The sequence below is a fragment of the Mesorhizobium sp. 113-1-2 genome (assembly GCF_016756475.1).
Lineage (GTDB): Bacteria > Pseudomonadota > Alphaproteobacteria > Rhizobiales > Rhizobiaceae > Mesorhizobium > Mesorhizobium loti_C.
Genome location: NZ_AP023242.1, coordinates 6462071 through 6483026, shown reverse-complemented (window position 1 = coordinate 6483026; position 20956 = coordinate 6462071). Strand labels below are relative to the sequence as shown.

15 protein-coding genes are annotated in these 20956 nt (G+C 63.7%); 7 read left to right on the top strand and 8 right to left on the bottom strand.

Annotated elements, in window-relative coordinates; translation table 11 throughout:
* Nucleotides 1-42 precede the first annotated feature (42 nt).
* Together groEL and JN279_RS31470 are read left to right on the top strand one after the other, a co-directional pair.
* Nucleotides 43-1674, top strand: coding sequence for a molecular chaperone GroEL (groEL, locus tag JN279_RS31475; RefSeq protein WP_202351138.1), 1632 nt, complete (start codon nucleotides 43-45; stop codon nucleotides 1672-1674).
* A gap of 53 nt (nucleotides 1675-1727) precedes the next feature.
* On the top strand, nucleotides 1728-2771 hold the full coding sequence (locus tag JN279_RS31470) for an NAD(P)-dependent alcohol dehydrogenase (protein WP_136619350.1): 1044 nt from the start codon (nucleotides 1728-1730) through the stop codon (nucleotides 2769-2771).
* A gap of 98 nt (nucleotides 2772-2869) precedes the next feature.
* Here JN279_RS31470 and JN279_RS31465 read toward each other — a convergent pair whose 3' ends face one another.
* Together JN279_RS31465 and JN279_RS31460 are read right to left on the bottom strand one after the other, a co-directional pair.
* On the bottom strand, nucleotides 2870-4888 hold the full coding sequence (locus tag JN279_RS31465) for a sigma-54-dependent Fis family transcriptional regulator (RefSeq protein WP_244734207.1): 2019 nt from the start codon (nucleotides 4886-4888) through the stop codon (nucleotides 2870-2872).
* 145 nt (nucleotides 4889-5033) lie between these two features.
* Nucleotides 5034-5507: a hypothetical protein gene (locus tag JN279_RS31460; RefSeq protein WP_202351136.1), complete on the bottom strand. Its 474-nt coding sequence runs from the start codon at nucleotides 5505-5507 to the stop codon at nucleotides 5034-5036.
* A gap of 404 nt (nucleotides 5508-5911) precedes the next feature.
* On the opposite strand from JN279_RS31460, the gene JN279_RS31455 reads away from it, so the two are divergent.
* The 4 genes from JN279_RS31455 (at nucleotide 5912) to JN279_RS31440 (ending at nucleotide 11301) form a co-directional block, all read left to right on the top strand.
* Nucleotides 5912-8461 carry a caspase family protein gene (locus tag JN279_RS31455; RefSeq protein ID WP_202351135.1) on the top strand — a complete coding sequence of 850 codons (2550 nt, stop codon included), beginning with the start codon at nucleotides 5912-5914 and terminating at the stop codon, nucleotides 8459-8461.
* Nucleotides 8462-8550: 89 nt separating this feature from the next.
* Nucleotides 8551-8757 carry a hypothetical protein gene (locus JN279_RS31450; RefSeq protein WP_244734206.1) on the top strand — a complete coding sequence of 69 codons (207 nt, stop codon included), beginning with the start codon at nucleotides 8551-8553 and terminating at the stop codon, nucleotides 8755-8757.
* 203 nt (nucleotides 8758-8960) lie between these two features.
* Nucleotides 8961-10049: an OmpA family protein gene (locus JN279_RS31445; RefSeq protein WP_202351134.1), complete on the top strand. Its 1089-nt coding sequence runs from the start codon at nucleotides 8961-8963 to the stop codon at nucleotides 10047-10049.
* A 7-nt stretch (nucleotides 10050-10056) separates the two neighbouring features.
* Nucleotides 10057-11301: a caspase family protein gene (locus tag JN279_RS31440; protein WP_244734205.1), complete on the top strand. Its 1245-nt coding sequence runs from the start codon at nucleotides 10057-10059 to the stop codon at nucleotides 11299-11301.
* 47 nt (nucleotides 11302-11348) lie between these two features.
* On the opposite strand, the gene JN279_RS31435 is transcribed toward JN279_RS31440, so the two are convergent.
* Nucleotides 11349-11927, bottom strand: coding sequence for a DUF6931 family protein (locus JN279_RS31435; protein WP_202353836.1), 579 nt, complete (start codon nucleotides 11925-11927; stop codon nucleotides 11349-11351).
* 193 nt (nucleotides 11928-12120) lie between these two features.
* On the opposite strand from JN279_RS31435, the gene JN279_RS31430 reads away from it, so the two are divergent.
* Nucleotides 12121-12657, top strand: a complete 537-nt coding sequence (locus JN279_RS31430) for an OmpA family protein (RefSeq protein ID WP_096455150.1) — start codon at nucleotides 12121-12123, stop codon at nucleotides 12655-12657.
* A 74-nt stretch (nucleotides 12658-12731) separates the two neighbouring features.
* On the opposite strand, the gene JN279_RS31425 is transcribed toward JN279_RS31430, so the two are convergent.
* The 5 genes from JN279_RS31425 to JN279_RS31405 all read right to left on the bottom strand — a co-directional run bounded on the left by JN279_RS31425 (nucleotide 12732) and on the right by JN279_RS31405 (nucleotide 20803).
* Complete coding sequence (locus JN279_RS31425; RefSeq protein ID WP_096455152.1) at nucleotides 12732-14357, bottom strand: caspase family protein; 1626 nt, start codon at nucleotides 14355-14357, stop codon at nucleotides 12732-12734.
* 166 nt (nucleotides 14358-14523) lie between these two features.
* Complete coding sequence (locus JN279_RS31420) at nucleotides 14524-16941, bottom strand: M23 family metallopeptidase (protein WP_202351133.1); 2418 nt, start codon at nucleotides 16939-16941, stop codon at nucleotides 14524-14526.
* Nucleotides 16938-17348, bottom strand: a complete 411-nt coding sequence (locus JN279_RS31415) for a DUF1036 domain-containing protein (RefSeq protein ID WP_202351132.1) — start codon at nucleotides 17346-17348, stop codon at nucleotides 16938-16940. Before JN279_RS31415 ends, JN279_RS31420 begins: the two co-directional genes overlap by 4 nt.
* A gap of 108 nt (nucleotides 17349-17456) precedes the next feature.
* Complete coding sequence (locus tag JN279_RS31410; RefSeq protein ID WP_202351131.1) at nucleotides 17457-20024, bottom strand: serine/threonine-protein kinase; 2568 nt, start codon at nucleotides 20022-20024, stop codon at nucleotides 17457-17459.
* Nucleotides 20024-20803 carry a PP2C family protein-serine/threonine phosphatase gene (locus tag JN279_RS31405; RefSeq protein WP_096455160.1) on the bottom strand — a complete coding sequence of 260 codons (780 nt, stop codon included), beginning with the start codon at nucleotides 20801-20803 and terminating at the stop codon, nucleotides 20024-20026. The genes JN279_RS31410 and JN279_RS31405 overlap by 1 nt, the downstream gene beginning before the upstream one ends.
* Between the last annotated feature and the right edge of the window lie 153 nt (nucleotides 20804-20956).

The following is a 20956-nucleotide window of genomic DNA, read 5'->3' as shown; positions in this document are numbered from 1 at the left end:
GCCCCCAACCAACAAGCCGCCCGTAAGGCGGAAGGAGGAATCATGCCCAAGATAATGCTCCACAATTCGGACGCCCGACGCGCGCTCGCCCGCGGTGTCTTCCGGCTCGCCGCCGCCGTCGAGCCGACGCTCGGCCCCAAAGGCATGAACGCCATGATCGACCGGCCGATCGGCACGCCGATGGTCACCCGCGACGGGGTCAGCATCGCTTCCGAGATCGAGCTGCACGACCGTTTCGAAAACATGGGTGCGCAAGTCGTCCGCGAAGTGTCGATGCAGACCAACGAGGTCGCCGGCGACGGCACGACGACGGCCATCGTGCTTGCCAATGCGCTGATCCAGGGTGGTGTCGAGGCGAATGAACGCGGCGTGAAATCCGTCGATCTCTGCAAGGGCATCGACCTTGCCGTGGCGGCGGTGGTGGCCGCGCTCAAGGCTTCCGCCAAACCGGCCAAAGGCAACGGCATCCTGGCGTCGGTCGCCAACATCGCCGCGACCAATGCCAAGCTTGGCGCACTGGTGGCGGAAGCCCATCAGCGCGTCGGGATCGAAGGCGTCATCACCACCGACTTCAGCGTCACCACCGAAACCACGCTCGATGTCGTCGAGGGCATGTCCTTCGAACGCGGATATCTCTCTCATCACATGGTGACCGATCAGGAGAAGATGGAGGCTGTTCTCGAACGGCCCTACATCCTGATGACCGATCTCAAGATCAAGGAGCCCGGGCAGCTCGACGCGGTTCGCCACATCGCCGATGAGGATGGCCGGCCGCTGCTGATCGTGTCCGAGGAAATGTCGCCGGAAGTGGTGGTGACGCTGCTCGGCAAGCAGGGACCTGGAAAATACCTAGTCGTCCATCCGCCGGAATATGGCCATTGGCGCAAGGCGATGATGGAGGATCTGGCCATCATCACTGGCGGCAAGGTGATCGCGCGCGATCTCGGCGGCCGGCTCGAGGATGTCACCGCCGAGGATCTCGGCACCGCCGACCGGGTGAAGACCAGTTCGTCCTACACCTCGATCATCCGCGGCGGCGGCGACCATGCGGCGATCGCCTCGCGCCGCGCTCAGGTTCAGCGGCAGTATGAAGCCTCGCAGCCCAATATCGACCAGGACAAGCTGCGCGAACGCCTGGCCAAGCTCTCCGGCGGCACCGCGATCCTCTACGCCGGCGGCGTCACGCCGGTCGAGCAGAAACGGACCATCCAGCTGATCGAGGATTCCTTGAATGCGGTGCGCGCCGCCTCCGAAGAGGGCGTCGTCGCCGGCGGCGGCTCGGCGCTTGCCCAGATCGCGCCACTGCTCGACAAGGTGGCGGCCGGCGTCGATGGCGATGTCGCCGAGGGCGTGCGCCTGGTGCGCTCGGTGCTGTCGCGCCCGCTGTGGCGCATCGCCGCCAATGCCGGCGCCGATCCCGAAGCCGTGGTGACCGAGGTCACCCGCATCAATGGCGGCTACGGCTACAACGCCTCGACCGGCGCCTACCAGAACATGTTCGAGGCGGGGATCATCGATCCGGTCCGCGTCACCTACACCGCGCTCGCCAACGCGGCGTCCGTGGCGACGCTGATCCTGACCACCGAAACGCTGATTGGCGATCTCGCCGAGGATGAGGATCCGACAGCCGGTCCGGCACGTGGCGGCGGCTCCGAAAAGCTCGGCCGCGCCTGAAGCAATCCAGACAATCTGGGCCCAGACAATCTCTACATTGAAGGGATACGACGATGAAAGCTGCCAGACTCTACGAATACGACCCGAAGATGAACGTCCAGCTCAAGATCGAGGAGGTCAAGGCGCCGACCATCACCGCGCCTGACGAGGTGATCGTGCGCGTCGGAGCCGCCGGCCTCTGCCGCACCGACCTGCACATCATCGAAGGCGTGTGGAAGCCGACCATGGATCCCGAGGGCACGCTGTTGCCCTATATCATGGGCCACGAAAATGCTGGCTGGGTCGAGGAGGTCGGCAGCGGCGTCAGGTCGGTCAAGCGTGGCGATGCGGTCATCTGCCATCCCTTCCGCTCATGCGGCATCTGCCTCAATTGCCGCCATGGCGAGGACATGTATTGCGACAACGGCCAATTCCCCGGCCTCGGCATGAATGGCGGCTTCGCCGAATATTTCATCACCAGCGAACGCTCGCTGATCAAGCTGAACGCCAACATCACGCCGATCGAGGTGGCGCCGCTGGCCGATGCCGGCATCACCGCCTACCGCGCCGCCAAGCGCGCCGCCAAGCTGCTGCGGCCAGGCAGTTATTGCGTGCTGCTCGGCATTGGTGGGCTCGGCCACATCGCGCTGCAATCGCTGCACGCGATCTCGGGCTGCCGCATCATCGCAGTCGACCGCGAGCCGGCGGCGCGGGTGCTGGCCAAGGATCTGGGCGCCGATTTCATCCTCGATGGCGGGCCGAATGTTGTCGAAGAGGTCGCCCAGATCACCGGCGGTGGCGCGCATGTGGTGATCGACTTCGTCGGCGAACTCGGTGTCGAGAACATCTGCTGGAAGATGGTGCGCAAGGGCGGGCAATTGTTCGTCGTCGGCTATGGCGGCAACATCAATGTGCCGACCGCGCATCTCGTCATCGAGGAGATCAACATCGGCGGCAGCCTGGTCGGCAATTTCACCGAGCTTGTCGAACTGATGGAGCTCAACGCCGACGGCAAGGTCAAGATGCACTACACCGAATACAATCTCGCCAGCATCAACACCGCCCTCGACGATTTCAAGAACCGCCGGTTCACCGGCCGCGGCGTCATCGTCCCCTGAGGTATCCGGAGGCCGGCCACCGGCCTCGGCCGCAATTCCCCAACCCATGGCGCAAATGCCATGGGTTTCTTTTTGCCCCTTATCAGGGGAAGCCGCTGTCAGAGGAAGCCGCGCCGGATCCCGTATTGGCCGAGCTTGCGGTAGAGCGTCGGCCGCGAAATGCCGAGCCGCAGCGCAACCTTGCTGAGATTGCCGCTTTCCGCGGCAAGCGCATTCTTGATCGCCTGGCGTTCCGCATCCTCGAACGTGCATACCGGCGCTTCGAGCATGGTTGCGGGATGGTCGCCGTGCGTGGCGATGCCGTTGCGATTGCCCGCACTGATTTCTCCGGGAAGATCCGGGAGTTCGATCGTGCCGCCGCGCGACAAGATGTGCAGGCGTTCGACCAGATTCTTCAGTTCGCGCACATTGCCAGGCCAGCGATAGGCCAGCAGCGCGTCGAGTGCTTCGTTCGAAAACTCCAGCGGGTCATTGCCGGCCAGCTTCGCGATCTGCCGGTTGAAATGCTCGATCAGCAGCAGCACGTCGTCACCGCGTTCGCGCAGCGCCGGGACATGGATCGAGACCGCGCCGATGCGGTAGTAGAGATCGCTGCGGAAGCGTCCGGCGGCGACCTCCTGCTTGAGGTCGCGATTGGTCGAGGCGACCAGCCGCACATCCACCGGCCGGCCCCTGGAGTCGCCGATGCGGTGGACCACGCGTTCTTCCAGCACACGCAACAGGAAGGGCTGGATTTCGAGCGGCAATTCGCCGATTTCGTCGAGGCTGAGCACGCCGCCATTGGCGAGTTCGAAGATGCCCGGCTTGCCGTCGCGCGAAGCGCCGGTAAAGGCGCCGGCGACGTGGCCGAACAATTCGCTGCCGAACAATTCCTTGGTGATCGCGCCACAGTTCATGGCGATGAACGGGTCGTTTTCGCTACGCCGGCTGCCGGCATGGACCAGCCGCGCGAACAACTCCTTGCCGACACCGGTTTCGCCTTCGATCAGCAAAGAGGTGACACCGTTCGACCCGGCCACCCGGGAGGCGATATCGACGGCGGCCAGCAATTTTTCGCTTTCGCCGACAATCATCGTCGCGGCTGTCCGCAGGTGTTTGTTCTCCTCCCGGCGGATCACCGTCATGCTGGAGACGGCCGGCACCGAGGGGAACACCAGAGCCGCGCCGCGAAGGTCGCCGTCGAGCTTCAGCGGCGTGACGTGGCAGGAGCGCAGATGCGGCGGCAGCGCGTTGGCGAGATCGGTGTCGGAGCCGGAGGCCGGCAGGTTCATCAGCCAGCGGCCACGGCCGGGTTCCATCGGGCCGTCCATCATCTCCGTCGTGTCACCATTGGGCACGTTGTTGCAGAAGATGGCGCGGCCGCGATGATCGACGATCACCAAACCGTCCTTCCGGCGGTAACTGGGCGCCGATGAAATGAAGGCTTCGAGCAGACGGGTGCGCTGCTCCTGCTGCTGCTCGGCCAATGCCTTTTCGATCTGCCTGGCGGTGGCGGCAACGAGGGCTGTGTTGTGCGGCCGGAAGATCGGCGAATAGCCCGACAGGTCGACGACGCCGATGATCTTGCCGTCCAGCGGATCGCGGATCGGCGCGCCGGCGCAGGTCCAGGATTTGATGCCGGCGCAGAAATGCTCGGCCGCATGGACGAAAGTCGGCTCACCGGTCCACAGCGCCGTGCCGATGCCGTTGGTTCCAACGGCGCCCTCATTCCATTTGCCGCCGATGGCGAGGTGGATATCCATGCCGTCATGCAGCGTCTTCTTGTCGCCGATGGCGTCGATCAGCACGCCGTCGCTGTCGGCCAGCACCAGCATAGCGCCTGTCCCGTCCAGCAACTGGCCAAGCGAGGCGAACGACCGGCGCGCCGCCGAAAGCAGTTCCGCATTGGCGCGGGTCAGATATTCGATCTCGTCGCGATCACTGTTCAGCGGCGCTTCGATGCCTTGCGCGTCGATACCGCCGGTGGCGCTGCGGTACCAGGAATCGTGGATCAACGAGCGAACGTGGACCGGATCGCGCGCGCTTGTCGGTTCGTCGGAGAGAAAACTCTCCCATGCGCGCATGGTGGCGCGCTCATCATAGTCGATCCTGTCCAGAACCAGCTGTCCGGTGGCCATCGACGCATGCGTCGCTAGAGCATCGGTTTTCATCGGATTGGGGCCGCTCGCGTGTCTCATTCAGTCATCACAGTACCTTTGAGGTATGCCATTTCTGTATGCTGTCGCGGATTGGACGTGCGCAACGACGCCCAACTGCCTGCCGTCAGTCGATGCCGAGTTTCGCGCCGATGTCGGCTGCCAGTTGCTCCTCGCTATAGGTCGCGCTCAGCCGGGATCCGTCCAGCCCGGTGAGCGCCTTTGCGATGGTTTCGTCGACCGGCGAGAAGAAGCCGTTCTGCTTCGTCGCCAGCACGAAGATCTGCTCGCCGTTTCGGGCGCGGACGTCGCCGATATGATGAAGCTGGCGGCCTGTGTTCTGATCCTTTGAAATCACACGGCCGTTCATGGTAACGCGGATGGATGGGCTCGCTTCGGCGGCGGTCGTAGCGCTGCCGCCGACGTGGATGATCAACCCTTCCGCCTTGGGCTGCTGGCGCGGCTTCTTCGAAGCCGAATAGCCGCCGCCGCTGATCTGGTCGGCAATGCGAGTGATGGTCGAGCGGTTCTGTTCGATCAGTCGTTTGACCTGAACATCCTCGCGCCGCGGGCCGTCCCGCTTGGAGATGATCTCGACCATGAATCCTCCCAGATTCGTTGGCTTGGCGATGCCGTGGGTACGGTCGCTCTTATTTGCAGCGAACCCTACACTGCCATCGCCAGATGCGCCATTCACAATAGGTAGCGCCGAAATTCACGTCGTTGGTAGCAGGTGGCTGCTACACGAGATTGCCTGCAGGCCCTTCTGTTTCAAAAAGTTGTGCCTCGGAGCCGGACAGCCACGCCGAGGTGGTTCGACACTCATTGCGGACGCTTCACCTCTGAGGTAGTTTACACATCTGGATGAGGAAGGTGCCCACTGCTGCGACGGTTTTCGGTCTTTTCCGGTTCCTGTCTCGGCGGATTGTGAGTTCTTCAACAGACCTTGATGCCGCAATCTGGGGAGCTTGTGGTCGTCAGGTCGCGGCGGTTGAGGCAGTTGCCATGCTCCGACTTTGCGGATTGATCGCGGTCTTCCTTGTGGCGGTCCTTACGAGCTTCGACGCGTCGGCCGATCGAAGGGTCGCCCTGGTGATCGGCAATTCCGAGTACCGGGAAATCCCCGCTCTCAAGAACCCCGACAAGGATGCCGAGGACGTATCCAAGACGTTTCGGCTGGCCGGCTTCGAAGTGTTCGTTGCCAAGGATCTGACAAAGCTGCAGTTCGAAGAGCAGTTCCGCAACTACCTCGCGGCGGCGGACGGGGCCGATCTCTCCGTCGTCTACTATTCCGGCCATGGCTTTCAGATCGGCGGCGAGAATTTCCTGATCCCCGTGGATGCCTCGCTGAAGAATGCGGCCGACATAGAGGTGCAGGCGGTCAAGCTGGACGACGTCCTGCAGCAACTGCGCGCGAAATCGAAGATCCAGGTGATCATCCTCGATGCCTGTCGCAACAATCCGTTTCCGCGCAAGGATTATTGGTTGAGGGACCAGCTGATCACGGCGGGCAACACCGGTCTTGCGCAGGTCAAAAGCTCGCTGAACACGCTGATTGCCTTTGCCACCGAGCCGGGGGCGGTCGCTTATGATGGCGCGGGAGACCTCAGCCCGTTTTCATCCGCATTCTCGCGTCGTGCGCTGGCGCCGAACCAGGAGATACGCTCGGTCATGGCCGCGGTGCGCCGCGATGTGGTCGAGGCGACCGACGGCAAGCAGGTTCCCTGGGAAAACTCCTCGCTCATCGACGAAGTCGTCCTGATGCGCCGGGCCAACCGGCCCTCGCTGCCGCCGGTTCTTGAGAAGGTCGTCCCGTCGGGTGTCGGACCTGTTGCCCTGGATCTGCCGGAACCGGTCGATGTCGATGGCGGATCGATCTCCGTCAGCATCGAAAGGCCGCCTGCATTTGGGCGCCTGCTGCTGGACGGCAAGGCTGTCGCGGTCGGCGAACCGATCGAGGGCAAGGACTTGCCGCGCCTGAAGATGGATGTGCCCAAGGGCGTCGGTGCGCCGGAAGAGGTCGACATGCTGGCCTACGCCACGCATGACAATTGGGGTGGCCAATCTCAGGGCATCATGGTGTTCCGTGTCAAGAACGGCCAGGGCGCCGAGGGCGAACAGATTGTGGCCTCGCTCGAGACCGAGCAGAAGCAGCAGGTGCTGGAGCGGGGCATCCACATCACCGGCGCCGCCGAGGCGATCGAAAACCGTCAGATCAGCGTTCCGGTCGGTGTCGGCCCGGTTCCGCTGAAGCTGGATTTCCCGACAAACGATCCCGCGGTCAGCCTGAAACTCGCGAGCTATCCGGCAACGGGAACCCTGTCCCTGCCGGATCGTGCGCTGTCGCCGGAGTCGAGCCTGATGGCCGATGAGGTCGACCAGCTGCGCTACGAACCCCAGATCGGTGCCGCCGCGCCGGTCGAGGTCGGCTTCGAGATCCGCGCCGACAGCAGCTCATCCAAGCCCGCCACGATGAAGCTGTCGCCAAGCGTCGATCCATGCGACCAGGCCGCCGGCGAGCCTCTCGACCTGCAAGGCGTCGTCCCGGGCCTGCTGCCGAATGAAATCGGCGCCGAGGCGGTCAAGGCCTGCGAGGCGGCGGTGAAGACCTATCCCGATGTCGCCCGCTTCCGCTACGAACTGGGCCGGGCACTGCTTGCGGCCGGCAAGGTCGAGGAAGCCAAGAAAGCCGTCCAGGCGGCAGCCGACAAAGGCCATGTCCGTGCCGTGTTCGAACTCGGCTACTTCAACGCGACGGGAACGGCAATGCCGATCGACCGCAAGCAGGCCAACAGCTTCTACGCGGCGGCGTCCGACAAGGGCGATCCTTACGGGATGACGTCATGGGGGCGTGCCTTGTTCAACGGCTATGGCGTCGAGCGCGATACCGGCAAGGGGCTGGACCTGCTGCTCAAGGCGGCCGCCATGGGCCATACCTACGCGATGAACGATCTTGCCGCGATCTTCACGGAAGGCCGCAATGGCGTGCCCGCCGATCCGGCCCGCGCCGTGGCCTTTCTCAAGGCAGGCGTGGAACGGCAGGACATGTATTCGATGAACCTGCTCGGCCGCAACTACCTGGCGGGCGTGGGCGTCGAGAAGGACCCCGGGCAGGCGCAAGGGCTTTTCCAGAAGGCCATGGATCTCGGCCAGCCTTACGCTCCGGCCAGCCTCGCCCGCATGTATCGCGATGGCGTCGGCGTAGGGGAGAACCTCGATGAGGCGCAAAGACTGTTCGAGCTGGCCACGGCACGCGGCGATCAGTCCGGCGCATATGACCGCGCCGCTCTTGAAATGCAGAAGGGCGACAAGGCCGACCAGGTGACAGCGGTACGTTATCTGGCCTTCGCGGTGGCACTTGATCTTCGCAAGGAATTGCCGGGCGCCCAGGCGACGCTGACGAAATTCGCAGTGAAGGCAAAAACGGCGGCGCTCAAGCAGTTGCGCGGCGAACTCAAGTCGAAGATCGCGGCGAACGGCTCGCTGGATGACCAACTGGTCAAGACGGCCAGGGCGGTCTGGGAGCAAGCCAATCCGCGTCGGGACTTGTTTTGATCCACAAGGAGGCGATCGTGGGCAGGGCAGTGAAGCAAGCATTGATTGCAACGATTCTATCCGGTGCCCTGGCGGGGCTAACGGGCTGCATGTCTGTCGCACCCAAGCCCGAACCGGTGCTGACGACGACGAAGCACAAGCCGAAGCTCGTTCGCACCACGTCCACGCCGAAGATCGGCCAGCAGAAGAAGGTCACCGCCAAGAAGGTGATCACGCCGGTTGAGGAAACAGCACCTGTCGTCGTTCCACCTTTGGGTGGCGGTGGTGGTGGCGGCGGTGGCGGCTGGAGCGGTTGATGGCAGGTCACGGTTTCGCGGCACACCGCCGTTGACTTGGCCCGCATGCGTGGCCGCCTGCCCATCGCTTGGCACGTCAGTTCCGCGGCCCTGACCTTGACCGGAAGACCGGCTGCAACTGCTCGCCAAGAGGGTGCAAGTGCTCTATGCTTCGATCGCGTTCGCGCGGTGTCGGTATCGGTAGTCCTGGGCAGGGGCGGTCCATGTTCGAAGTCGTCACATTCTGGTGGAAGTCGAAAGGCCCTGCCGTAAGGGCTTTTGGCCTGATCGTTGCGTCATGGCTGTTTCTCGGATCGCAAGCCGCGAGCGCCGCGCCGAACTGGACGCTCGATCCCGCCGCTTCGGTGATCACCTACCAGTCGGTCAAGAAGAACACGATCGTCGAAACCAACAAGATCAGGAACATCACCGGCACGCTGAGCGCGGCGGGTGATGCCAAGGTCACGTTCGACCTCAATTCGGTCGATACCGGCGTCGACCTGCGCAACGTTCGCATGCGCTTCCTGTTCTTCGAGACATTCAAGTACCCGACCGCCGAGCTGACGGCGAAAGTGGATCCCGCCGCATTCGCCGATCTCGCGACAAAGCGCAGGGTGAAGGCAACGCTGCCGTTCCGCCTCAATCTGCACGGCGTCGACAAGGATCTCGAGGCCAGCGTCGTCGTCACCATGATCAGCGACACCATGGTGTCGGTCGCTTCCGAGGCTCCGGTCGCCGTCCATGTCGAGGATTTCGGCCTGCTGCCCAACATCGACAAGCTGCAGCAGGCCGCCAACGTCACCAACATCGTGCCCACCGCGTCGGTATCGTTCGATTTTGTCTTCACCGCCGACGGCAGCAAGCCGGCCGCCGCCCCGACCGCCGCGGCGAGTTCGGCCGATGTCGGTCCGGTCGCCACCGATGCCGCCAAGGCGAACTTCAGCGATGAGGAATGCCTGAACCGGTTCGCCGTGCTCTCGCGCACCGGCGCGATCTACTTCCGGCCCGCCAGTGCGCGGCTCGATGCGAAAAGCCGCCCCTTGCTGACCGAGGTTGAAGGTGTCGTCGGAAAATGCCCGAGCCTGAAGGTCGAGGTCTCCGGTTATACCGATTCCGACGGCTCGCCGGAGGCGAACAAGCAATTGTCGGAGCGCCGGGCCCAGGCGGTTGCCGACGCCCTGATTGCCGCGGGCATTCCGCGCAACCAGGTCAGTTCCGCGGGCTATGGCGAGGAGCGGCCGGTTGCCGCCAACGATACGCCCAAGAACAAGGCGCTCAACCGGCGGATCGAATTTTCCGCGACCAAGCTCTGAGGTTGCGGTGAGGTCCGATCCGATCGCCCGCTGCGGTGGCTTCTTTCGCGCCGCCGGCCTCGCGCTGCTCGCCTTGCTGTTGACGTTGACGGCCGCCAGTGCCGAACGCCGCGTCGCCCTTGTCCTCGGCAACGCCCGGTATCAGCATGCGGCACCACTCGCCAATCCGGTTCGCGACGCCCAGGCCATGGCCGAACGCCTGAAGAAACTCGACTTCGAGGTGGTTTCCGGCTTCGACCTGACCAAGCCGCAGACGCAGGCGACCATCGCCCAGTTCGCAAAACAGGTGCGCGGTGCCGATATCGCGCTGTTCTTCTACGCCGGCCACGGCTTGCAGGTTTCGGGCAAGAACTACCTGCTTCCGGTCGACGCCGCGCTGGAGGACGAGACCTCCCTCGATTTCGAGGCCGTGTCGGTTGATTTCGTTTTGCGCCAGATGTCGCGGGAGACCAGTATCAGGCTGGTGTTTCTCGACGCCTGCCGCGACAACCCGCTCGCCGAGGTGCTGGCCAAGACCGCGGGCGTCCACGGCGCGAGCAGCGGCCTTGCCGAGATCCCGATCGAGAATGGCGGCGCCGGCACGCTCGTCGCCTTCGCCGCCAGCCCCAATCAACTCGCTTATGACGGGTCCGGCGAACATTCGCCGTTCACCGCGGCGCTGCTTCAGCACATCGGCGAATCCAACGTCTCCATCACCGAGGCGATGAACAGGGTGACCGGTGATGTCTTCAAGGCCACCGCCGGCAAGCAGCGCCCCTGGCTCAATGTTTCGCTGACCACGGAGGTCGTCCTGCACAAGGTCGATCTCAATGCGCCATTGATCGTGGGCGAAGCGAGCGCACCTCAGGCCGAAGGCGGCTCCGAAGCGCGCAACACCGGCGCGGCCGGCGCGTCAGGCCAAAACAACGATCAGCTTGCGCTCGACGTGCTGCGCCAGAAAATCCCCAAACTGGCGTCGGATGCCCCGATCCTTTTCAACCGTCCGATCGATTTCGGCGATGCGGCAATCGACGGCAAGAGCATCGCCGAACTGATCAAGGGCAAGCCCCTGTTCAGTCCGGTGGAGGGGTTGGACAAATCGGTCTGGGAGGGCAAGCACTGCGACGGCTGCCATGAATGGAACGAGGCCCGGCTGTGCGATCAGGCGAAGAATTTCGCCGCCAACGATGTCTCCGTTCTGCGCCTGCAACACCCGCTGGGAACACGCTTCAAGGTGGCGCTTGCCAAATGGGCGCAAGGCGGCTGCAAGTAGGGCAGGACGGCGATGGCATCCATCCGGTTTTTGCCGGGGTGGCGGCTCTAATAGGCATCCGCTGATTGGCGCAGCGCCTCGATCTCGGCCATCTGGATGCCCATTTCGACAAATGCCGAAAGAACGGCAAACCGGTCCGCGAGCGCGACACGGGCCAGCCCGGCCAGAATCCCGGCATTGACTGCATGGGCGGCAGGAAATGGTTGCAAGGTCGGTACCTTGGTGGTGGCCGTAACCGAACCGTTGTCGCGCCATCCGGCAGCGAGAGCAATCCAGCCGACCGGCGTTGTCGGTGGTGTCGCTGCCGCTGTGCTGACGGCTGCCCGATGGCGGGGATTGTCCGGTTCCGCCACCCAGTCGCCAACATGCGCAAGCAATCCCTGATCGGCTGCATCGAGCAGATCGGTCAGATGGCTCAGGCATTCATGTGCCCACCAGACCGCGGCCCGCTCGGGAAGCAGATAGGCACAGAAGGTAATCGCTTCTTCGGGAACGCGTCCGGCGAGCAGGTCGCGGCAAAATGCGATCGAGCTTTGGTCGGTTGGAAGGGCTTTCATGTCCCGGGCAATAGCGGGGCAAAACGTGAAAAGATCTCGTGCGGTCTTGAATCGGAGCCCATTGGCCATGATCGCCACGCTTTCATCGAGAAGCCTTGGCCACTCAAGCCCCAGGCACCGCGCGGGTCAAGTCTCAACAGGGTGCAGCCGCAACACCCCCCCGGGGCAATCATGTCCACGAGCGTTTATCGACAGACAATTGCCATGAAATTTGGTATCGTCACGATCGTCGAAATCGGATGCTCAAACAGGAGTAACCGCTATGCAGTGGGGCAGGTCAGCCTTTGTGTTGGCGGTCGTGTTTTTCTCGACCCACGCTTCCGCCGATCCCGTTCAGAAATCGGAAGACATCGTGAAGTTTTTTACTGGCGCCGCCGACCTCGGCAAGTCGCGGGGAATTTGCGTCGGCACCGAGGAGGAGTGCAAAAGCAAAACCAAGGCAAAGGACGCGCCGGGAGAAAAATCCAGCCTCGATATGCTGATCAATTTCGGCTTGGATTCGGCCACACTCGACACCACCGCGCGCGCTGAACTGGACGAGTTCGCCAAGGCGCTGAAGGACAGCCGGCTGAGCACGTTCAGCTTCGTCGTCGAAGGTTACACCGACGCCACCGGCACGGTGCATTACAATGAAGGCCTGTCGCAACGACGTGCGAAATCGGTGGCAGCCTTCCTGACAGCCAGCGGTGTCGATCCCTCCCGCATCAACGCGATCGGCATGGGCGAAAAGAATCCGCGCAGCCCCAACCCTTACGATCCGGTCAACCGCCGCGTGGAAATGCGGATCAAGACGCAGTAGCGCGCTAGAACTACGTCAAAACAAAGAGTTAGAGCAATTCACTGTTTCCGTGAAACAGTGAATTGCTCTGGGTGTCAGTGTTTGAGCACGCCGCCTATCGCCACACCGGCGCCGAAGATCAGTGCCCTGGTCAGGAAGTCGTTGTCGCGCCGGCGCGGCGCAGGATCATCCAGCCGCGCCATGGTCTCGCGGTTGCGCCACTTCGAAACGACCTGCTGCTGCTTGCGCGGTTTCTGTGCCACCGGCCTGAGCGTGCGGGCCTTCTGCACAACGGGCTTCTTCGGCTGCGCCGTACGGGCTTGATCGCCGGCATATCCGGCACGCACGGCTTCCATCATCGGATCTGACTGGATCACCAGGAACGCCAGTTGCTCGCTAGTCAGATAGGTGGTTTGCGGCAGTCCGTTATCGGCTTGCCAGATGCCGATCGCCTCACGGGTCTGAGAGCCCAGGGTTCCGTCGATGCGCCCAAGCTCGTTGCCCAACGCTTCGAGCCGCAACTGCAGGTCGATGCGACCCTGGCGGTCGAGGCCGATCGCACTTTCCGTCAACTCTGTGCCCGGCGTCTGCTTCATTTCGTCCGGAACGGTGACCGAGGCGCGCACGGCAGAGCCGGAACCGGCGTTCGCCTGGTTATCGAGTGCCGCGGCCTGCCGGTTTTGAGCGTTCGGGCCGTTCAATTCGTCGATGTTCAGCCGCGCCACGGTGGCGAAGCGGCCGTTCGGAAACTGGTCGAGATAGGCTTGGTAGAACGGACCGGAATTGTGCTTCACGGCCTCATCCCAAAGACGTTGCTCGACCTCCCATGAAGGAGAATCACTGGCGACAGGGGCAGGAGTGGATGTCGCTGCTGCGTTCGCTGCGTCGGCAACGGGATTTGCGGCCGGTACCGCTGCCGCGGCGGGTTTCCCAAGGAAAACCTCGCGTCCCAGCGATGCGTTGTGCCACGGCCGCTGGCGACCTTGCGTGGTTTCGGTCACTTCGCCGCGCACGCGCGTCAGCGCGCTCTGGATTTCGACGCCGGGTTCGGTCAGATGCCTGGCGAGCGCCGTCGAGTAAGGGCTGTCGGTTCCGTCGCCGTCGAAAGCGATGGCGCCAGGATCCGTTGCATAGGCAATCAGCAGGCCGCCGGTGCCGACGCCGTCCGATCTCGCTTCGACCGGCGCCAAGCCGGTGCCCAGCGAGGTGGAGCGGCTTTTCGGCAGCGAGGCCGCCAGCGTCCTTGCCAGCGGATTGTCACGGCAGGCATCGAGGATGATGACGCCAATCGCCGGGTCGGGCGGCAACGCGGCCATGAAATCGTCGATCTGAATGGTCCGGGTCTTGAGATAGGCCGGCGATGTCAAATCGGCGTCGACCGGGATCAGGTAGTTCTTGCCGTCGACCTGCATGCCGTGACCGGCATAGAAGATGACCGCGAGGTCGGCGTCGTAGGCTTGCTCGGTAAATCGGCTGATGAGGCTGTGCATGCCTGCATTGTCCTGATCGACCCCTTCGATCACCTCGAAGCCGGCATTGCGCAACGTCGATGCGATGAGGCGGGCATCGTTGGCGGGGTTGGGCAAGGTGACCGCATGGACATAGTTGCTGTTGCCGATCACCAGTGCGACGCGCTTGGCGTCAGGCGCGGCGGCCTCGGCGCCGAAGGCGGCAAGGACAACCAGGATAATCCCGCTCAGAAAGACCGCGAACGCTTTCATGGACCAGCCCTCCACCTACCAGGGTGCTAATTTCGTCAGCGACCGGGTCGCCTGTGCCGAAAATGGCTCCTGAACGTATGTGATCTTGACGGCGGTTTTGGTTCACGGACGGGCCTGAAAATAGTGGTGCCAATGGCCTGAGCGACCAATGCCGTGGCAGGCGGGCTCAAAGCGTATTCTGAATCGAGCCGATGAGGGCGGTGACGGCCTGCTTGTATTTTTCGAACTCCGGCGACGTCTGGCGGATCTCCGTGGTCGTCGGCGGCGGGGTGGCGTCGGTGGCAACGCGGCTCAGCTTCTGGCCCATCTTCCTTTCGGCCCAGTCCACCACATAGCTGGCTGTCTTGCCGGTGAGAAACGGGTTGGCCTGGATGACGGCCGCGCCCAGCACGGCGCTCAGTTGCGCCGAACCTGGCGCCGACAGCACCTGGTGCGCGCCTTCCATGCCGAGGAAATGGCAGAGATAGAGCCGGCCGGCCGTGATCTGGTGACCGCGCGCCCGCAGATAGGCCTCGCCTTCGCGCGCCAGATTGCGCACCATCTCACGCGAAATGGTGGCGTCGTAACGCAAGGCTAGCAAGTCGGCGGTCGACAGTGAGCGTGCCAGTTCCGGGCGATAGGTGTTCATCATCCGGATCCAGGTCTTGGTTATGAACTGGCCGGCGCCGGTCGCCGAGGAATTCGGGTTCTTGGCGCGGGCGCTGCCGCCGCTTTCGACATGGACGATCCGCTCGGTCAGCGTTTCGACGGCGACATCGCCGGAATTGCCGGAACTGCCAGTGTCATAAGTGGCGACCATGGGAGCCGTCCCCAGCGGATCGATCGCCTCGCCGTTCTGGTAGAGCTCGAAATGCAGGTGCGGGCCGGTCGAAAGCCCGGTGGTGCCGATATAGCCGATGACGTCGCCGGCCTTCACCTTGGTGCCGACGCCGCTCGCAATGGCGAATTTCTGCATATGCGCGTAGTGCGTCTCGCGCCCGTTGGCATGCGAAATCTTCACCAGATTGCCATAGCTGCCGCCATCGCCCTGGAAGCTGATCTCGCCGTCGAAGGCCGCCATGATCGGCGTGCCGACGGGGGCTGCCCAATCGACACCCTTGTGGATACGAACGACGCCGAGGATCGGGTGCTTGCGCGGGCCGAAGGTCGAGGTCATGACCCCGTTCACCGGCGTGACCATGCCGTTGGCGACAGTCAGCGAGCGCACCTCGTCATTGCCAGTGACGCAGGCGAACTGGCCGTCGCTCTGCTGGAAGACGAAACAGTCGATGGTCTTCTCACCGCCCTGGACGCCGACATAAAGCACCCGCCCGGACGTCTCGTCCTTGCCGCGCGGCGTCTGCGAGTAGATCAGCACCAGCCGCTGGTCCTCGCTGGCGAAGGCGTCGAGGTCCTGTCCTCGCGACAGGTACATGATCGCCTCGCCGATGACGCCGGTCGGAACCTTGTTGCGCGCGGCCGTCGAATAGATCGCGTCAAGCAGACGGTATTGCCGCTTCGGCCCACCTTGATCGGTACCGGAATAGTTGAACAGGTCCTCCCGCACCCAGGGATCGACACCCGACACGAAGGCGCCCGCGGCGTTGCGCGTCAGCGTGCCGACAAAGACATTCTTGGCGTAGATCGAAACCTGCATGAGCGACATCGTCGTCGTCTCGCGGTTCGGCCGGAAGCCGCGCATGGCGACGACATAACCCGGCTCCAAGCCGTCGCGGTTGAACAGCGCCTTCAGCGCTTCGCCTGCGAGCTTGGCATCGTCGGCGGAGAAATGTGCATCGAGCGCAACGCTGTCGAGGCTGCGGTCGTTGAGGATCTTCACGAACGTGTCTTCGGTCGCCTCGAAGCGCTGGTACTCGCTGGTCACGGTTGCGACGGTCGTGTTGTTCTCGATCTGGGTCTTCTTGAAGGCGGGCAGCGCTGCCTCGCCCTGATCGATGGTCTCTCCCCAGCCGGCCTCCGGGTCGTCGGCATCCGCCTTGGGCGCCGAACCGGCCGGAGCCTCGCTCGCATCGGGTGCCGCCTGTAGGTCATTGTTCAGGTCGCCCTGCTGGTCGTCCGGTGCCGCCGCCGGGGCAGGTGGAGCGGCCTGCTCGGTGGGTGAGGCAGCCGGAGGTGTCGGAGCGGTCCGCCGCTGTGCCTGGAAGAACGCGAAGTCCTCCTGCGTCGACGGGATCGTGGTCATGAACTTTTCGCTGGCACTCAGCATCACGTCGGAGAGGATCGCGATCTGCGGCGAGGCGCCGGAACTGTCGAGCTCGGTCGGGCGCGCCACCGTATGGCCCTTGCTTGCCGTGTCTGCATCGGGCGCAAGCGTGATCCACATCGGATCCCCCGCCAGGTCGATAATGGCAGGCACATAGACGGATGCATCGGCTGGCACATCGTCCGTACCTTCGACCGCGTGCAATTCCTCGTTTTCGTCACCGAACGACCAATAGTCCGCGGTGAGATAGAAACCGGCAGCGATGGACAGCAGGACAACCACGGCGAAACCGGCAAGGAGCCTGCGCCAAAGCGTGCGCCGGCGTAGCGCGGCACGCGCCAGCTTCTTCTCTCTGAAGCTGGTGTCGATACTGTGCGTCACGGGTTGCTTCCGGTCAGGAAGAAGGTCCACCGCACCTGTTCAAGCGTATCGACTTCGAGAAATTGCGCCGCGATGTGGCCACGCTGCCAGCATTCGTCGATGCCGCGGATCGAAAAACGCCGCCGCTCGATGCACATCTCGGTCGACCCGGTCAGGATCGCATGGCCGAACACATCAGTCGCATAGATGTAGACATAGCGGTTCGTCAGTTCCTCGCGGATGACGTTCACGCATTGATTGGCGCCGATGGTCCACCAGCCGTCGGTCTGGTCCGCATTGTCGATCTTCTGGCCGACCGCCAGATTGACGACGTCGAGTGTCTGGTTGCAGACCGTGAATTCGGCGCGCGCTTCGCTGGATGCCAGCACGGCCAGCAGCGCCGCTCCCGCCATGATTGCAAGCTTCATGCAGCCCGTCAGGGCAAGCAGGGCTCGAGCCGGATCACGCTGCTCTATCGGCAGGTCGGCAGACGAGTGAGGCAAACACGCGCGGCGGAGTTCCATCGGGCGTCCATGCTATCCGCCGAGCCGGAAATACTTGGCAGTGGCTGAAAATTGCGATCCGTCGGTCTCGATCTCCTCGAGAATTTTGGGCAGCACCACCGAGGCTGGTGTCGGGGTAGAGATGGCCGCCGCCTGGATATCCTGCGGGCCGGTGATCACCATGATGATCTGCGGCACGGCCTTCCCAGTGGCCTTGTCGGCCGCGCCGAGGCCGATCGGAATGCTGAAGGTGGCCTTGTCCGATTGCGCGACGATGCGGTCATCGAGATTGAACACCATGCCCTTGTGATCGATCAGCAGCACGCTGGAAATGAGCCCGCCGCGCGTCACCAGCGTGCCGCTGATCGGGGTGCCGTCAGGCACCGATGTCCGGTCGAGAACGAGCTGCGGCTTGTCGGCCGCGCTCTGCCCCAGGAAGTGCAGAAAATTGGTGACCTCGCATTGGCTCGGCTCGATGAGGCGGACGCTGATGTCCGGCTCGACATGGAATTTCGCCTGGAAATCGCCAAGCATCCGTTCGAATGGCTGCACCGCCGTGCCAAACCCCTCGATCGTGGCAGCCTTGTCGGTTGACGACATCATGGTCGCATAGAAACAGTCGCCGCCGCCGAAGTCGCGAACCCAGGAGACACGTTGCGCCATGTCGTCGACTGGGGGGATCGCCGGCTTGGGGACGTTCAATGCGACGACAGGCTGGTCCGGCTGTTTGGCCGGCGGTGACGAGGCGTTCTGGCCTTCGGCGTTCGCGGAGTCCGTCTGGCTCGCAGTGGGTTTGGGCGCTGGCACGGTCGCCTTGGGCGCGGCCGGCGGGCTGATCTGCGGCTTGGGCTTCGGGGTCTCCACGGCCTCTGGCTGGCCCGGCGGCGGCGTTGAGACTTTCGCGGCCGGTGGGGCTGGAGCGGTCGTCTCAGGCGCCGGAGCCGACATTTGACTGTTGCTGGCCATCGTATCCGGCTGGGGAGCCGGGGGTGTCTTTGCGGACGGCTGCGTGGTCGTTACCGACGGCTTCAGGGGTGCCTCGGTTTGCGGGGGAACAACGGGCTTCGCCGGCGCCGGCGTCTGCACGGTCTTGGCATCTGCCTGGCTTGCAGTCGATGGCGCACTCGGCTCCGTTTGCGGTTGTGCTGCCATCGCCGGTGGCTTCGGAGGCTCCTCGGTCTGCGAGGTGGCTTCCGCGGGCTTGGCCGGCTGCGGCTTTGGGGCTGCCTCCGCCTCCGGCTGGCTTTCAGCCGGCGCTTCGCTGGCCTGCGGCTGCGCTGATGGAACGGGCTTTGCCGGCTCCGGGGCGCTCGTGACTTTGTCCGCCGGGATCGGCTTTGACGTCTCCGGTGCGGGCTTTGATGGTTCGGGCGAAAGCGACGTCTTGCCGATGGTCGGCGGCGCCGGCGTCATGAAACCGCTCAGGTAAAGGCCCGCGCCTGAGGCGACAGCCAGCGTCGCCAGGGCAGCGATCGCAATGGTTCCGGTCCTCGTGGGTTTTCTGGCGACATTAGGTGCGGCGGCACGGGACGGGCTGGGGGGCGCTTGACGCTGCGGTTCGGACAGATGCGCGGGCCGGACATGCGGGACGAAGCGTTGCTCGCCCGGGCCTGTTGCTGTCGGCGCGCTATGCCCCGCGACATTGGATGGCTGCGCCTTGGGATCAGGAACAAGGGTTTGCCCGGCCGGTGGCAAAGCCGGCCGCTCGCGGGGTGTCCTGGATGCCGGCGGCGTTGTTGCTTCGTCTTCGTCGCGCGTCATCCTGGCGATATCAGCCATGCTGGCCGGCCGGTCCTGCGGATCCGGTTGCAGCATGGCTTCGACGATGCCACGGAAATCCTCGTCAATGTCGGAGAGATCAGGCACGGTCCGGCGCTTCTCGATGATCTCGAACTGTGATCCGCTCATGTCGATCGGCTTGCCGCGCAGAGCGGCGGCCAGCACCAGCCCAAGGCTGTAGATGTCGGACTGTTCTCTGACGTCGCCGCTGTACAGCCCGAGCTGTTCGGGTGAAACGTAGTTGTACTTTCCGGCGAACTTGCCGCCGATCAGCGTCTCTCCGCCCACGGTCGCCGATCGCGCTATGCCGAAATCGATGATCTTTGCGCGGTCGACCCGGCCCCCCGGCAAGATGATGTTGTCGGGCGAGAGGTCGCGATGGATTGCTCCCGCCTGATGCACGGCGCTCAGGCCGGATGCGAGGCGATGGCAGAGCTTGCGCACCGCTTCCGTCGGCATCGGCCCACGGCGCATAATGTCGAACAGCGACTCGCCGTCGACGAATTCCATGGCGAGATAGGGACGGCCGATCCCGGGATCGATGGTGAAGACATGGTATCGCACGACCGCGTCATGCGACAGATGGTTGAGGATCGAGGCCTCCTTGCGAAACAAGGACAGGATCGTCTGGTCACGGGCAAATTCGGGCAGCACGATCTTGATCGCGACGTGGTCTCCGGTCTGGATGTTGTGGCCGCGATAGACCTCACCCATGCCGCCGAAGGCAATCCGCTCGTCCAATTCGTAGATGCCGCTGAGCTGCGTACCGACACCGGTGTTGGCCAGCTGCGGCGAAATTCGCGTCTTGTCGTCGGCGCTCATCAGCCTCGGTCCTCCGCTCTGGACAGATCAGGGTGGAGCGACTGTCCATTGCGCCCGTTTCCAATCTTCACCAGCACAATGGTGACATTGTCGGTTCCGCCCCGCGCTAGCACCGTTTCCAGCAGATTTTCGCACGCCGCCTGAGGTGTTGCCGACACCACCGCGGCCTCGATCTCCGCGTCAGTGACATGTGCCGTCAGCCCATCGGTGGCCAGCACGAAAATGTCCCCCGGCATCAGTTCGCCCTGCTGGAAATCGATGACGAAGTCGTCGCTGACGCCGACCGCATGCGTGATGACATTGCGGCGTGGCCAGGTGAGCGCCTCGGCCGCGCTGATCATGCCTCGGTCCAGCAGTTCCTGCACCTCGGTGTGGTCTTTCGAAATCTGCGAGATCGAGGCGTTGCGGATCAGGTAGACCCGGCTGTCGCCGGCCCATAGGCAGGCAAACCGTCCGTCCATCGCCAACAGGGCGGCGACGGTGGAGCCGATGGTTATGCCGCGCGATTCCGATATGCTGCGGATCTCGGCATTGGCCCGGCTCAGCCTGTCCTCGAAACGCGCCCGCAGATCCGGAGCCGAGCTTGCGATGCCGATCGTGGCCAGGTGGTCGACAATGCTGGCCGAGGCGACCTCTCCGGCATCATGTCCACCCATTCCATCGGCCACCACCCAAAGCCCGGTTTGCGGCTCGAGGAGGTAGTTGTCTTCGTTGACCTCGCGGACACAGCCCTTGTGGCTCACGCCGAAGCTGTCAAAGGGAAGGGCGACATCGCTCACCTTGCCACCAAACGCTTCTCAAGCGTCCTCTGCGGCGCACTGCCCGGCGCTCGCTCGTGCCAGTCTGCCACAGGCTCGACCATTAAAGTATCGAAATTAAGGTCCGGGCGCCTGAGGCTCATGCAGGATGTCGACGCGTTGAGAAGCCCGAAA

Bases quoted from the DNA above. Each gene is read 5' to 3' on its own strand.
- groEL (WP_202351138.1), top strand. From the start codon at position 43: ATGCCCAAGATAATGCTCCACAATTCGGACGCCCGACGCGCGCTCGCC.
- JN279_RS31470 (WP_136619350.1), top strand. From the start codon at position 1,728: ATGAAAGCTGCCAGACTCTACGAATACGACCCGAAGATGAACGTCCAG.
- JN279_RS31465 (WP_244734207.1), bottom strand. From the start codon at position 4,888: ATGGCCACCGGACAGCTGGTTCTGGACAGGATCGACTATGATGAGCGC.
- JN279_RS31460 (WP_202351136.1), bottom strand. From the start codon at position 5,507: ATGGTCGAGATCATCTCCAAGCGGGACGGCCCGCGGCGCGAGGATGTT.
- JN279_RS31455 (WP_202351135.1), top strand. From the start codon at position 5,912: ATGCTCCGACTTTGCGGATTGATCGCGGTCTTCCTTGTGGCGGTCCTT.
- JN279_RS31450 (WP_244734206.1), top strand. From the start codon at position 8,551: ATGTCTGTCGCACCCAAGCCCGAACCGGTGCTGACGACGACGAAGCAC.
- JN279_RS31445 (WP_202351134.1), top strand. From the start codon at position 8,961: ATGTTCGAAGTCGTCACATTCTGGTGGAAGTCGAAAGGCCCTGCCGTA.
- JN279_RS31435 (WP_202353836.1), bottom strand. From the start codon at position 11,927: ATGGCCAATGGGCTCCGATTCAAGACCGCACGAGATCTTTTCACGTTT.
- JN279_RS31430 (WP_096455150.1), top strand. From the start codon at position 12,121: ATGCAGTGGGGCAGGTCAGCCTTTGTGTTGGCGGTCGTGTTTTTCTCG.
- JN279_RS31425 (WP_096455152.1), bottom strand. From the start codon at position 14,357: ATGAAAGCGTTCGCGGTCTTTCTGAGCGGGATTATCCTGGTTGTCCTT.
- JN279_RS31415 (WP_202351132.1), bottom strand. From the start codon at position 17,348: ATGAAGCTTGCAATCATGGCGGGAGCGGCGCTGCTGGCCGTGCTGGCA.
- JN279_RS31410 (WP_202351131.1), bottom strand. From the start codon at position 20,024: ATGAGCGCCGACGACAAGACGCGAATTTCGCCGCAGCTGGCCAACACC.